The sequence below is a fragment of the Bacillus cereus group sp. TH152-1LC genome (assembly GCF_027710505.1).
GTDB classification, from domain to species: domain Bacteria; phylum Bacillota; class Bacilli; order Bacillales; family Bacillaceae_G; genus Bacillus_A; species Bacillus_A mobilis.
Map to the genome: position 1 here is coordinate 35,279 of NZ_JAQFNK010000017.1, position 14,028 is coordinate 49,306.

The window sequence follows — 14,028 nt, forward strand, 5'->3', positions numbered from 1 at the left end:
AAAAACACAGGAGCTATATGTATGGATAAAGTATTTACTACTTATAAACATTATCTGAAAAATTGGAGATTTATATTTATTTGTATATTACCTACCACCGCCTTATTATATGTTTTCCATGTCATCTTCGAATTACTATTTCATCAAAATTTCTATTTATCTAACTTAATTTTTGCTATTATATTATTTTTAATATTTATTAACATCAAAGATATGTTTAAAATTGAAAGTTAAAGAGCTGGATAAAAAAAGAGCACCCTGCAATTGGATGCTCTCATGTGATAGAGGTTTTTTCTGAGTATTAAGTAGGACACGAAGGTCTTGTCCTACTTAATACTATATGCTTGTACTTATTTTATTGTGCACCTATTACACATCAAATGTATACGTATTGCTAAAAATCCTGCTCATATATTCATTGTACAATTATCATATTTATAAATAAAAAAACATCCCTATGGATGTTTTTTATGTACCAATTTTTAAGCTTCCATAAACTTAGCCGGTACACCAATTTTTTCAACTACAGAAGATATATTAGTAGGATTAATCATTACATTTTCAATACTAACTAATTTATTTTCTAATAGTCCATTCTCTGTAGTAATAAGTTCTTCAAACCGATCTAAAGTCATCGAGAATTTGTGTTCGCTTCCGCCATTCATACATACTTTTACATACTTCATAGTGTCACCGCCTTTCATAATAATCTATACTTCGATAAGAAGACGCTTACATCCTTTTTATTTCCTACTAGATTTCTCACTTTTACTCCTTGCTAATTCACGTTTATTTTAAAGAAAGCAGGTACTATTTTCTGTTCACGATATTATTGCTAGTAAGAATGATAAAGATAAAAAAGCACAAAGTGGTATATATAAAACAGTATCCATTCTTGCAAATTGCGTATCCTTTTTTCTTTTAAAGATACCAAAATAATGAAACTCACCAATTACTCTTATGAAAAATACAATCATACAAATCCAGGATCCCATTTGAACAATAATATTAGGAAATGCCAAATGAACAACATTCGTTTGTTGTAATAAAATTATTGCTGCCATACTTAATAATAACGCAATGAACAATGTCATCCCTGTACCTGGTGTAAACGCCTTTTCTCCAGCTTTTGTTGGAATGACACTATTGGTCGCCCAACTACCTCCGAAAGCCCAGTAAACATGTAAAAAGCTAACTAAAAACAATATACAGACCGAAATATATGTAATAATAAGCATTTTGTCCTCCCATTATTTTATTTAAGTCCTCAACTTTAGAGTATGCTACAATTTCCACATTAGCAATCTATATTTAATTACATAAAAAAAACCTTTAATGATACATCATTAAAGGTTTTTTTATACATTATACTTATTCCTACGACGTTCCATCCTCGTTTGTCCTTGAACAGTACCTTCTTTATATTGTTGTATTGGCTCTGTCATTTCATATGTTGCAGCTGAAGCTGGTTCTTCGTAATTATGCTCACGTATGTTTTCTGGTGTTTTTCGTTTTGATCCTTTCCCACCAAATTTAAATAATTTCATCTTAATTTTCGGTAATTTTGGAAGTGGAATCTTAAATGATAATTTTTTGCGTTTCTTTTTTTGTTGAAAAAGATTTATATTTTCTTTATTATCATTTTTCTCTCTGCGGTGAATTAACATCGCAAGTAATCCACCTACTATTAGTCCTCCAACTAACAATAGAAGATATAAGTAATGACTTGTCATTAAACTCGTCATACGTTCAAGTATAACTAACGACTGTATTTCTTTAATATCCCAAAGTAAAGCGGCCCATAATGACAATAAACCTAAAGTTAGTCCATATGTACGAAAACGGAATAAACATGGAATTAAAGCGATACAAGCGGCAATTTTTGCATTCGCTATTATTGAACTTGTTGAAATATCCTGATTCCAAATGATTAACAGTAGTGTTATAAATGGCGCGTACGCTATCCAACTACATATACGTGAATATATTTTTTTCGCAAAATAGCTACCGAAACTAGTAAAAAATAATAGGCCTCCAATATATAAAGATTGTTCTAATGGGATTTGCTTCATAATTCCTGCAACTGGAAAGAGGCCGCTTAATAGCATTAATAACACATCTAATTTCTTCACAATTCCTCATTCCTTTCAAATTTCTTTTGAATCAATTCATATTGCTTTTCCATATGATGTAGATTTTGTATTTCTAAAAAATATCTTAATCCTGTATGTAAATAAAGTAAATACATAAAAGAAAAGATACATGACAAAGGATATCCTTATTTACATGAAAAAATGACAAATCCTGATCAATATAACGAGCAGGATTCGTCTACTATTATTTAACGAATTTACCGAAAGAATTCTCCTTCCAGAGGCGCGTGAAGGGCGATAGCCCCGCTGTAGGTGGGAGATGAAAGGTTACTTTCGTCTTGGAACTGAGAAGCTCCCACTCCAAGCTATTCTAATTGGCCAGTAGTTCACAGCAGTATAGTTGAATCTTTCTTTTCTCTTTTTATTATATCTACATCCAATCTAACATCAAACTCTTTAAACTCTCTTGCATCTATATCAGTCATATAGCTCTTTATTACTTTTGCCATATGCATAAAATACGGCATATGTATATTTTTTTCCTGAAGCATACTTGAATTACAGCACATATAGTGTATCATTTTAGCGATGTAATTCCGTTCTATAGGTTTTACACCTAGCGTTAATATTTCAAGTATGTATCGCTGCGATGTTTCACTACCATTTAGCGAATATTCGCCAGTGCTATAATACATCCCTTTTTGATCTACATATAAACTTGTGCCCTCTGGAACATCATCACGTTCTATCACACCGTATTTTGGTGTATCAAAAGATGTATTTATTCTTATAACATTTAAATTAGGAACCTTTAGCACATCAGGAACAATCTCCGGTAAAATATCTATATCAATTTTTTTATTTTGTAACTCTTTCATCCAATATTTTCTTAAATGCGCATCTACAATGAAATAAACTTGTTCATTTTTCTCTTTTGCACGTTGTAAAATTCCCTTTAATGTTTCAAAAACAAATTGTTTAAATTGAATTCCCATATCATTTCTTTTTGAAGGCTGTGGTAAAAAGGTATTATGTTTATTTACATTTAATAACAAGCAATCAATCGGTTGCCACTCTGTATTCCCATATAATTTATATGAAATTTCTTTTCCTTTTATTTGTGAAATAATAGGTAAGAAATCAAATTTCGAGATTCGTTCAATTGATAAATTAACATATGTACAAGGTAAATTTATTTTATTCCAACTACGTTTCAAAAATCCTTTTTGTTCTAATAAACTAAGAATACAATTTATTATTGTTTTATGGGTTACACTTTGGCCTATAAATAAATTAATAAATGCTGAAATACGGTTTGTTCGTGCAAACCCTTCTCTAACGATTTGCTTTGGATCAATTTTTTCACGCCCATCACAATTTTTCATTGCGATTAACGCCAATGACACATCATTACGCTCACCTGCAGTAGCATACACCGCTTTCATTACATCCTCTATTAAATTTGTTTTGTATTTCTGGCAATATTGCATTTTATATGGATTTTGCAATACTTTTTCAATATTATATCTTACTATTTTTAACAATACTGGAGAATCTGCATTTAAAACATATAATGACTCACCGATTTGAGCTAACACAATTTCACTTTCAAATAACGCTTGTTCAACTTCCAACGAGATTTTTTCAGACCATATTTCTAACGTTATAGTCTCTAATCCTTTTGGTGCAATTAAAGGGAATAATTCATTTTCATTATTTGTTGCTACCTTTTTACATTCTGGTAGTAATGTGAAATTAGCGAATTTTTGCTGAAACTCTTTAAATAGATGCTCTTTTTCTTTTACTTTTATACCAGGTTTTATTTTAGTACCTTGAACTTTATATATTCTCTCATTATATGGAAGCAACACCCTAATATTTGTTCCTATCATATAATCTTTCGGATATTGAAGAATATGCTCTAATTCAACTTCTCCACCTATACGAAAATCATCTTTTAAATTTCTAAATATCTTAATCCATTTGATGCCGTTTGTAGCCTGCTGAACTTTTAGTTTTACAAATCGTAATTTCTTATTATTCGATGCAAATTCTGGAGTAGAAACCAATATCATGCCCCGTTTTCGTCTTAATAGCAAAGGAATATCTGGATGGTTATATTCTTGATAAAACCTCCGAATTCCTATTGAAACATTTAATAATGGAATATTTTCGCCCCCGCGCGTGATACATTCGAAACGATATACATAGGCAAAATAATCTTGAGTTTTTTCATCTTTAATAGGCTCTGACATTGCCTCACAAATATTTTGTGATCTAAGAGGAGAAAAATATATATCTTCTTCATTGATATTCTCTATTCGTCCAGGTTGTTCACAAAAAATATGAGAAATTAAAGCAGGCACCCACTTAGAATATATTTCATAATCATGTAGTACAGGTATGTTAGAAATTAAATCGTAATGCCATTCATAATTTGGCAATTCTATTAATTTATTTGGTTTCCAATCATGAATCACCTCATACCAACTTTGGAAAATATAATCGAGTTGTTCTTTTCTAACAGGTTCTTTGGATACAATCCATGGTGTATTTTCACTTAATACATACGGATTATGCTGAATAAATAATATATCAGAAAACATATCATATAATCTTTCATTCAATCGTTTCAACTTACTTGTTAATAAAAATGTCTTATAATGTATCTCTACAATATCAAGCCAATCAATAGGGAAATATATAAATGATACGTTTTCATTTAAAAGAGGCTCTACTATATCTTCAAATGTTAACAACTTTAATTTTTCCATAAGATGATTACTTCCTTTCTTCATTTGTCTTGATCACAAAAAGCTAGAAAAATTAACTCTTAATCTAATCGATTTATACCAAGTATTTAAAAGAAAAGTAAAAACATACCTCCGAATAATATATTCTTAAAACGACTGATTTAAAAATTAAAAGTAATTATCATATACGACACCTCTAATATCTTTATTTCAATACATTAGAATTATATAATATTATTATTGTAATGTATTTAACATTTACAATAATTTTACAATAAAACTAAAAAAGAACACCTTAATTCGGTGCCCTTCTTGCAAATATCAGCCTTTATGTAATTGAACATACAGATAACACTAATCCCCCTAATGTAATTGCACCTAGTAATCCAAATACAAATCCAGTTATACAAACACAATCAGCAAGACAAATGGATGACTGCGATAATGGAACAAATGACCTACTTGTACCCGATCCATATTGTTTTATTTTCTCATAATTTATATCTAACATTAATTGTAGACATGCTATAACTTCCTCAATAGAATGAAGAGATTCTTTTTCTAATCGATCCAATAATTTACTATTAAAAGTAATTGGAAGAGGATACTGCTTATCAAATTTCATATTTTGATAGATTAATTGTAAACGAGATAATATATTATCTTTCTTTTTTTCACATGTTACTGTGTACTTCATGTTATTAAATTCATTTAATAACAGTGTCAATTCATCTCTGTTTCCGTATAAATCCCTTGCTATTTTTCTCTTTAGTTTGTACGAATGGATAATAGATTTAAGTTCAATCATTTTAATACACTTCCTAATAAAATTTTGCTTACCCTAATATTTTAAAAATAAACAGTACTTTTAAATCTTATTTAAAATACACTCAAGTATCTTCTTTTACTATCGATTAACATTACATTAACCTTACATAGTTGTAATAATTTCTTTTGCTATCCACTAACTAGAAGCAACAGATTTCTTATTTTATGGTAAAAAATACAAAAAAGCAATGATTAGGTTTTAAATCTAGTCATTGCTTTTTTGACCTTATCTTGATTTACAACTAAAAATCTAAATATCTTTCTTCCACTTGAATGCTACATGTGTTTTAATTAAATTCTTTAATAAAAATTACATAATGCTTCACTAATGGATTCCTTTTTTCTCTTATCAATATTCATATGTTACAATAGTACCAGTTGTATCAGTAGTACCATTAAAACCACTAAAACAATTTGAACAACTACCACAGCCACCACAACCTCCGCAGCCGCCACAACCAAAACAGCCGAAGCAACCAATACAACGGAATCCACCACAACGAAATCCACCACAGCGACCTGCACAACCTCCACAACGACCACCACAACCTCCACAGCGACGAACAGCATCTTCAATATAGTAATATGGATATTGGTTTTGTTGATCCCAATACACGATATTTCCAGACTGGTAATCATTAAGGCTTAATGCTTGTAGTTCTTGTTGAAACTTATTCATTTTCATGACCTCCGTTTATAAACTTCAACCTTTTCAATGCTTTCCTATCTTTCTGTTCGTTAAATCTAAGTAGAAATAGCGCTATAAAGTGAAACTTTAATCAGTGGGGGGTTGTTCATCCCCCACTGATTATTAGTTGAACCAATCGGACTTTTATGGGCAGCCCGACCCCCGCCTAACTTCTTTGCTTTCGCTGAATTTTGAGGTGGGGGGCTTACTGCCCATTAAAGCGGGATAAACTAAGTTCAATACGTACACCTACAAAGTATGACCTATCACTAGATGATGTATCTTGTTCATATACCTATTTTTAGGTTATTTTTTCCATGGGCTCATTTTTATAAATTGAAAAAAGACGCACTTAGATTGATGCGTCTTTTTGCGATACTTCTTTTGTGAAATTATATACATAGGTATTATCCATACCTGTGTATAGCATTATCTCTACTCATTATCCAATTACATCTTTTATATCTGTATTCACTGGCCACTTTTCCAAAGTATAGGCCATTTCCCAAAATGAATATTCATATTGACTGCTAATAATAAAGTGCTGTTTCATTCGATTTCGGTCTGCCTCTGTTACTTTTTCAGCTATTGCATCTAATCGTGTAATTTGCTCTTCAACTAATGTACGGAACCAATCAGATCCATAAGCAGAGATCCATTCGTTATAAATTGGCTCTTCTGGCTGACACTCTTTTAAACGTTCACCAATTTCATAATACAACCAATAGCAAGGTAAAATTGCCGCAATTATATCACCTAAATGTCCTTCATACGCAGCACGATACATATGTGAAGTATATGCATATGCAGTTGGGGCTGGGATAAAATTCTCTTTTTCTTCTTGTGTTATCCCTAGTTTTTTCGCAAAATTCTCATGTAAAGATAATTCTGCTTCATATGTATTTTGAGCATGGTGTGCCATCCGAGCTGTCGTTTCTAATTCTAGAGCCTTTGCAGCACCTAAAGTTTGTACTCTAGCGAAATGACTCAAATAATATGAATCTTGAAGCACGTAATAGCGAAAACTAGCTAAATCTAACGTTCCCTCGCCAAGTTTTTTTACAAAAGGATGATGAAAACTAGCTTCCCAAATTGAATCTACTTCTTTACGTAATGATTGTGAAAAAGTCATTTAAATCCCTCCAATTATGTATAAAATTTAAGTATTTACCCACTATTATTAAATCTGTAAAACAAAAAAAACTTTCTTTACAGGCGTAAAGAAAGTGAAATTGACAGTATTTATTCATAAAATAGCAAAGTCTTTCCCACTTCCCTACGCTGGCATTAACCAGATCAGGTACTAAGAGTCTCAAATTCTCATTTGATCTCAGCCTATATTAGGCCCCCCTAGTGGATAAATATTCAATTTTCGTATTGTAATCATCATAACATACTTCATGTTACTGTCAAAAGTATTCATGCTACTGCTACTTAAAATCCTTCTTCTTTTCTTACTCTCAATGAAGTTTCAATAATCATATCTAATAGTTTACTATAATGTATACCAGCTGCATCTGCACTTTTCGGTAATAAACTTGCTTGTGTCATCCCTGGTAATGTATTAACCTCCATTACATATGGAATACCGTCCTTCACCATCATATCAACTCTCGCATAAACGCTGCATTTCAAAGCTTTATAACAAGCAAGTGACGCTTTGTTTACTCGTTCTTTCAATTCAGCTGGAAGTTCGATAACTTCTTCAATTGTACTAGCATCATCATATTTCGCATTGTAATCAAAGAACTCCGCCGCATGTCGAATTGAAATGATAGGTAACTGTTTTCCATCAAAAATTGAGCATGTAATCTCGTCACCTTTTATATACTTCTCTATTACAACTTCAGAATCCCATTCGAACACAGTTTCCAACATCGAGATTAATTCGTCTTTATCATAGACAATTTTCACCCCAACACTTGAGCCACCAGAGTTTGGTTTTACCACTAACGGAAAACCTAAATTATCTAATTCATAAAGATTTAGATCCTCCATTTTTGTAAGTTCAATCCAATCTGGTGTTTCTATACCTTCATAACGTAAAATCTTTTTCGAAATATTTTTGTCCATACATATACCGCTAGATAACATATTGCTGCCACTATAAGGAATACCTAAACTTTCAAGTGTTCCTTGAACAGTCCCATCTTCTCCGTATTTTCCGTGTAATGCGAGCAGCGCGAAATCAATGTCCTTCGCTTTTTCGATTAAATCCATTTTTTCGTTTAACGTAATTGGGACTATTTCATACTTACTTTTATCTAAATGTGCAATCATTTCATTTCCAGTCATAATTGATACTTGTTTTTCAGAAGATACTCCACCCATAATAACGCCAATTCTCATTTCCTCAACTCCAAATTTCATTTTTTATTGTATCACCAATTATTTTGATTCCCCGAACTATATCTTCTTCTTTCAGACGTGAAAATCCTAATCGAAACGTGTTCGCTCCTCCTCCATCAGAATAAAAAACATCTCCTGGAGAGAATGTAACCCCTTGCTCATAACACTTTTGCAAAAGCGTACGGGCATGAATTTTTTCTTCTAACTCTATAAATAAATGAAGGCCACCATCACCGGTCATTCTTTGAAACGGAATGTACTCGTTACACGCCCCAACAGCTAACTCATATTTTTTCTTATAAACTGATCTTGCCTTTTTTAAATATTTTTCAAAATATCCTTCATGTAAATATTGAAATAGAACAGCTTGATCTAACGTTGATGTGTGTATTGTTCTTGCTCTTTTTACACTTTCTAAATGATGGATTAGTTCTTTATCTGCGATGATCCATCCTACACGTAAACCAGGGAAAAGCACCTTTGAAAAGCTACTAATATAAATTACATTATTACCAGCGCCAGCAAAAGTTAATAATGGTGCTAAATGTGAACCTGAATAACGTAGCTCTTCATTAAACCCATCTTCTATAATAGGAACCTTATATTTTGAGAATAATCTCATCAGTTCCGTTCTTTTCTCCGAACTCGTAACAATACCAGTTGGATTATGATAAGAAGGAATTAAATACGCGAAATCAAAATCCTTTTCACACAAACTTTTTTCTACTTCGTTCGTATCGATGCCATCTTCATTCATATTAATTCCATGCACTTCAAGTCCATGCAAACGGAAAAGCTTCAGTGCAGCATGATGAGTCGGGTTCTCACAAATAACCCGCCCTGATTTTTTGGATAACGAGGATAGTACAATATCCAATCCTTCAGTAAATCCATTTGTAATTAAAATATCTTTGTTCGAAATATCTACACCTTTCATTTCCATATAATGAAGTAGATAATTCATTAACGGTCTATAACCTTTAGCGTAGCCGTAGTTTAATACGACATCACCTTCAATGGACATACGAGTAAGAAAAGCTCTTTTGAAATTTTCCACATCAAATAGCTTTTCGTCCGGAGCAATGCTATTAAAAACAATCATTCCTTTTTCCCAGCGGACACCATGTTTCATTAAATCTAATTCATCCGCTAATAAGGTAACTGTATTAAGTTTATTTTTCCAATCTATTTTAACAGACGAAGTGTTTGAAATATCAATCTTCGCAACAAAATTCCCTTTTCCTTTAACTGCATAAATGAGTCCTTCTTGCTCTAAATCGGCATAAGCAGCGAGTACAGTATTTCTGCTAACACTCAGTAATTCGCTTAGTTCCCTTGTTGAAGGGATTTTTTGATCCCCGAGTAAATGCCCTTTCATAATCATCTTTTTCAAATAATCTTTCAATTGAATATAAACAGGACGATTTTTGACAACTTTAAAATCTTTAAACAATTCCTTACCCCCTGCAATCATTTTTTCATATTTATTTCATTCTTTAAAGGTCCACTACATATGTATTTTTTATAAAGGGCGGTACGGTCTTATAAAGTAAAGGCTAATAATTAATGGATGATTTTACTCCTCGTTAATAAGGTGCAAATCTTTTCGGTATAAGTTAATTATATCTTTTAAAGCTGCAGCTGCGGCTCCGCGTGGATTTGATGCACCACCAATTGTAGTAACTTGCCCCATCGTATCTGTAAAGAACGTGATTCCTTTTTCTGTCCCATTTACATTTGCTAGCGGATGATTTCTATCTATTTCGTATGGTTCTACTTTAAGAGCCACTTTACCCTCCTGATCCTTATATGCTGAAGCTATTAATTTAATATATTTATTTTGTTCCTTGGCATGTCGAATTTCTTGTTTTGTAACATGTTCGATTCCTTTTATATGTATATCTGCAAGCGTATTTTCTGTTCCCATTAAACTGTTTGTCAAAAGTAACAATTTACAAGCACTATCAGAACCACTTACATCTAATATTGGGTTCGTTTCAGCAATCCCTTTACTTTGCGCTTCTTTTAGTGCTTCTTCAAACGTAATATCTTCCTCATTCATTTTCGAAAGAATATAATTTGTAGTCCCGTTTAATATTCCTTCTATTTTTTCAATATGACATCCAGCTAAACTAAATTGCCCAATATCTAGAGTCGGTAATGCGGCCGCAGTTGCACCACTATATCGAATTCGTACATTTGCGATTTTTGCTGCATCATTTATTTCTCTCCAGTTTGTAACGAGTGCGCCTTTTGAAATTGCTACAATATCCATATGTTTCTCAATCGCTTGTTTTATATATTGCTTTCCTGGATTTCCATCTTTAAGGTTTGTAACTGTTGATTCCACGAGTACTGTACCACTTATGTTATCTGTTGCTCGTTCCTTCGGATTATACTCAATATATTCTTCAATTGCAGAGCTACCGCCACCATACCTTAATAAGTGATGAATAGATAAACCATCCTCATTATGAATTGCAACATTTCTACCTAACACGCCACTTACAATTAATTGAATCCCATATGTTTCATATATATATAAATATTTTTCATTTATTAATTTTATAAACTCTCTTCCTACTGTTCCATATCCTGATAATACAACTTGAATTTTCATAATATCCCCCCATATTTTTCTACCATATCCCTCTTTCAATATAATATAAAGCGCCCTCGAATTCCATCGAGAGCGCTTTATTATTACCTATCTCGGTAAACTTGATAGCTTTTCTGCAATTGTTCTATAAAACTCTTGAATATTAGAAAAACCTAACGTGTCTGAAACACTAAGTCCTACCATATCGAGATGGTCCCAATTTGCTTTCGTTTCAATATGATTCCATTTTCCCATCTGTAAAGTCTCATTATTATTTACCGCAGTATTAGAAGAAGGCGCGATCATAGAATTTGTATTTACTACACCATCATTTTGCCACCAAGAAGTATCAATTAATGGACGGTTTACTTCATATCTTGCATAGGAACCTAAGAAAAATGCATTACCCATTAACACTTTATTCATTGTTATATGAGGTAAATGTAAACCTGTTATAGGTGCTGCTTGTGAGGCATGTCCACTATAGGATAAGTAATACACATCTGATTGCGTCTTTACCCAATTATTAAGCTCTTTTGCACCATCTGTACTTAAATCCCATTGACTTATATCTTTTGTATCTTTCCAAAGTGTACTATTTACAATACGATCAGTGTATTGTAAAAAAGACTCTCCAGTATTCTTTTTTATACCCCATTGATCCAATTTAAAATCATATAACGATAAATTATTATTCCCTCCAAAACTTGCAGCTGTAATGAGTAAATCTTTAACGAACGGTAGTAGAAGACTACCATCCGCAAGTGTAGTGCCATTGTGAGGAGTTGCTAATGTTGTCACACTATGAACATATGATTTCTTACCCTCAAATAGTTGTGATATATTCGTGTTCGGATGATTTTTCACATAATTTTTTTCTTCAAAACTACCTTCTTTTAATAGATGTACTAATGTTCTAATCGTTTGTCCACCCATGCTATGCCCAACTAAATGAACTTTATTTGTTTCACTCCAATTCGATGCAAAACCACTATAAGCTCTGCCAAAACGATTATGTCCATGTTTCTCAGCATGTGCGGCACCGTAGTCAACTGTACCACCATTAATTTGCGCATATAATTCACATGCGCGATCCCAGTTACTAGAAACAGGTCCAACAGCAGCAGTATGTACTGTATAGCCACTTCTTTTTAAATCCTCTTGTATATCATGAACACCACCCCAATATTTAACTCCTAACATTTCCTCTCTACCCCACCCTGCAAAACCATTTACTAGTATGATAGGATAATTATTTTGTTGCTTCTCTTCAGCGTATGTTGTTTTTACTGTGAACGAAAAAACAATCATTAGTGCGAAAAAACATATTTTTAAAATTAACTTCCCCATTCTTTCTCCCCCCTTAATAAAACGTTTACATATTTCTATTAAAAAAGAGTTCTTAACTTAAACATAATGTAAAGTATTTTATATACATTGTATATACAGAAAACATACGCAAATGTTGATAAATATTAAATCAAGTAAGCATTTACTTTTTAGAATACAACTTGTAAATCTTATTATTTGAATTTATAATTAGATTTAGTTTCCTCATGTTAAATAGCTTTAAAAATCATAAGAAAACTAATTCCATTACTTAAGGAGGAGGAAAAGCCATGCAAATCGGATTAAATATTCATACATTATCTCAACCTACTAAAATAACTCCATCTAACCTTGAACATAATACTATCTCTTCTACTAAACTTGAAGATAAAAAATCAAATGATCCCATCAAGTTTGATATCCGTTCATCTGAAAAAGAGATGAAACAACCTGAGCATAAATTTAATGAATTAGATTTATGGAAGATGTTAAAAGATAAAGGTATTCCTTTATGGATTATACTTGAAATGCTACAAAAGGCCCGTAAAGAAAAGGAAGCTCAAGATAGTTCGGTTCAATATGCAAATGGTATTGAAGAAACGAACGAGACACGATTAAATGAAGTAATGTAAGTTATTTACATGGTATTAAAAAGAGTTCGAGGTTGATAAAGTTTCTATCAATCTCGAACTCTTTTTTAAGATTTTTCTCCAATCGTTACAAACTGAACTGATACTTTTCCATTAAAATCTTTAATCAACTTTCTTACTTTTACATATTCATTAATCAATGTATTATCTGTCGACATTTTAGGTTTTTCATCACCTAAAGACTTTTTTAGATGAAGCAGTTGCATTTTTGTTTCATAAATCTTTATTTCTTTATACACACTATTTTTCGCCACAATCACATACCATTGTGTTCCATAGTTACGAGTATTACCAATCCAAGCATTACTTTCATATTTAATAGGAATCTCTCTTCCTTCTATCCCAATATTTTTTATACCTTTTTCGTCTTCATGTGTAAATAAAAGTGATCCTTCTTTTGGAAAATTCGGTAACGTATCAATAGGTGTAGAATTAGATACATCATCTCGTTTACGAAAAACCTTTGCTTTAATCAATGCTTCTGCTGTAGATTCATCTAAAATTAATACCTGTCCTTTTCCAAAACTACCTGTTTTCACAGAGAACACTTCATTTTCTTCCGTAATTTCTTTATAACGATTAATAATTGGAGAAATATTATTTTCATCTCCAATTATTAATACACCGTTTGCTGGAAAGGTGGTTTCATTTTTGGAACATGCACTAAAGCTTATTAAAAGTATTATGATTAACATAAAGATAGTTAAAATTCTTTTCATCACATTTCCTTTCATAACTC

Annotated in this window: 14 protein-coding genes and 1 riboswitch; of the genes, 2 read left to right on the top strand and 12 right to left on the bottom strand. The window is 31.9% G+C overall.

The features are described 5' to 3' along the window. The first annotated feature begins 21 nt into the window (after positions 1-21). Positions 22-234: a hypothetical protein gene (locus PDL00_RS26195; protein ID WP_270732193.1), complete on the top strand. Its 213-nt coding sequence runs from the start codon at positions 22-24 to the stop codon at positions 232-234. A 248-nt stretch (positions 235-482) separates the two neighbouring features. On the opposite strand, the gene PDL00_RS26200 is transcribed toward PDL00_RS26195, so the two are convergent. The 11 genes from PDL00_RS26200 to PDL00_RS26250 all read right to left on the bottom strand — a co-directional run bounded on the left by PDL00_RS26200 (position 483) and on the right by PDL00_RS26250 (position 12,660). Beyond that, positions 483-686: a hypothetical protein gene (locus tag PDL00_RS26200; RefSeq protein ID WP_000878362.1), complete on the bottom strand. Its 204-nt coding sequence runs from the start codon at positions 684-686 to the stop codon at positions 483-485. A 135-nt stretch (positions 687-821) separates the two neighbouring features. Further along, positions 822-1,238, bottom strand: a complete 417-nt coding sequence (locus tag PDL00_RS26205; RefSeq protein ID WP_242250549.1) for a DUF3995 domain-containing protein — start codon at positions 1,236-1,238, stop codon at positions 822-824. 120 nt (positions 1,239-1,358) lie between these two features. Then, the gene (locus PDL00_RS26210) at positions 1,359-2,132 is read right to left on the bottom strand and encodes a DUF3959 family protein (RefSeq protein WP_270732196.1); all 774 of its coding nucleotides are present in this window, start codon (positions 2,130-2,132) and stop codon (positions 1,359-1,361) included. A 347-nt stretch (positions 2,133-2,479) separates the two neighbouring features. Next, positions 2,480-4,867 (bottom strand): RNaseH domain-containing protein, encoded by a 2,388-nt coding sequence (locus tag PDL00_RS26215; protein ID WP_270732198.1) that lies wholly within the window; start codon positions 4,865-4,867, stop codon positions 2,480-2,482. 307 nt (positions 4,868-5,174) lie between these two features. Continuing rightward, complete coding sequence (locus PDL00_RS26220; protein WP_242250544.1) at positions 5,175-5,654, bottom strand: homoserine dehydrogenase; 480 nt, start codon at positions 5,652-5,654, stop codon at positions 5,175-5,177. Between the two features lie 369 nt (positions 5,655-6,023). Further along, on the bottom strand, positions 6,024-6,353 hold the full coding sequence (locus PDL00_RS26225) for a heterocycloanthracin/sonorensin family bacteriocin (protein ID WP_088081245.1): 330 nt from the start codon (positions 6,351-6,353) through the stop codon (positions 6,024-6,026). 451 nt (positions 6,354-6,804) lie between these two features. After that, positions 6,805-7,494 carry a thiaminase II gene (tenA, locus tag PDL00_RS26230; protein ID WP_242250542.1) on the bottom strand — a complete coding sequence of 230 codons (690 nt, stop codon included), beginning with the start codon at positions 7,492-7,494 and terminating at the stop codon, positions 6,805-6,807. Positions 7,495-7,618: 124 nt separating this feature from the next. Continuing rightward, a riboswitch (TPP riboswitch) is annotated at positions 7,619-7,724 on the bottom strand. A gap of 72 nt (positions 7,725-7,796) precedes the next feature. After that, positions 7,797-8,711 (bottom strand): D-alanine--D-alanine ligase, encoded by a 915-nt coding sequence (gene ddlB / locus PDL00_RS26235; RefSeq protein WP_242250541.1) that lies wholly within the window; start codon positions 8,709-8,711, stop codon positions 7,797-7,799. 4 nt (positions 8,712-8,715) lie between these two features. Further along, a complete protein-coding gene (gene pdxR, locus PDL00_RS26240) occupies positions 8,716-10,164 on the bottom strand; it encodes a MocR-like pyridoxine biosynthesis transcription factor PdxR (RefSeq protein ID WP_242250540.1) in 1,449 nt (482 codons plus the stop codon). Positions 10,165-10,287: 123 nt separating this feature from the next. Further along, the gene (locus PDL00_RS26245; RefSeq protein ID WP_242250539.1) at positions 10,288-11,331 is read right to left on the bottom strand and encodes a homoserine dehydrogenase; all 1,044 of its coding nucleotides are present in this window, start codon (positions 11,329-11,331) and stop codon (positions 10,288-10,290) included. 87 nt (positions 11,332-11,418) lie between these two features. After that, the gene (locus PDL00_RS26250; RefSeq protein WP_270732201.1) at positions 11,419-12,660 is read right to left on the bottom strand and encodes an esterase/lipase family protein; all 1,242 of its coding nucleotides are present in this window, start codon (positions 12,658-12,660) and stop codon (positions 11,419-11,421) included. A 269-nt stretch (positions 12,661-12,929) separates the two neighbouring features. Here PDL00_RS26250 and PDL00_RS26255 point away from each other — a divergent pair, with 269 nt between their 5' ends. Then, a complete protein-coding gene (locus tag PDL00_RS26255) occupies positions 12,930-13,271 on the top strand; it encodes a DUF3914 domain-containing protein (RefSeq protein WP_270732203.1) in 342 nt (113 codons plus the stop codon). A gap of 65 nt (positions 13,272-13,336) precedes the next feature. Here PDL00_RS26255 and PDL00_RS26260 read toward each other — a convergent pair whose 3' ends face one another. Beyond that, a complete protein-coding gene (locus PDL00_RS26260; protein ID WP_270732204.1) occupies positions 13,337-14,008 on the bottom strand; it encodes a lipoprotein BA_5634 family protein in 672 nt (223 codons plus the stop codon). Between the last annotated feature and the right edge of the window lie 20 nt (positions 14,009-14,028).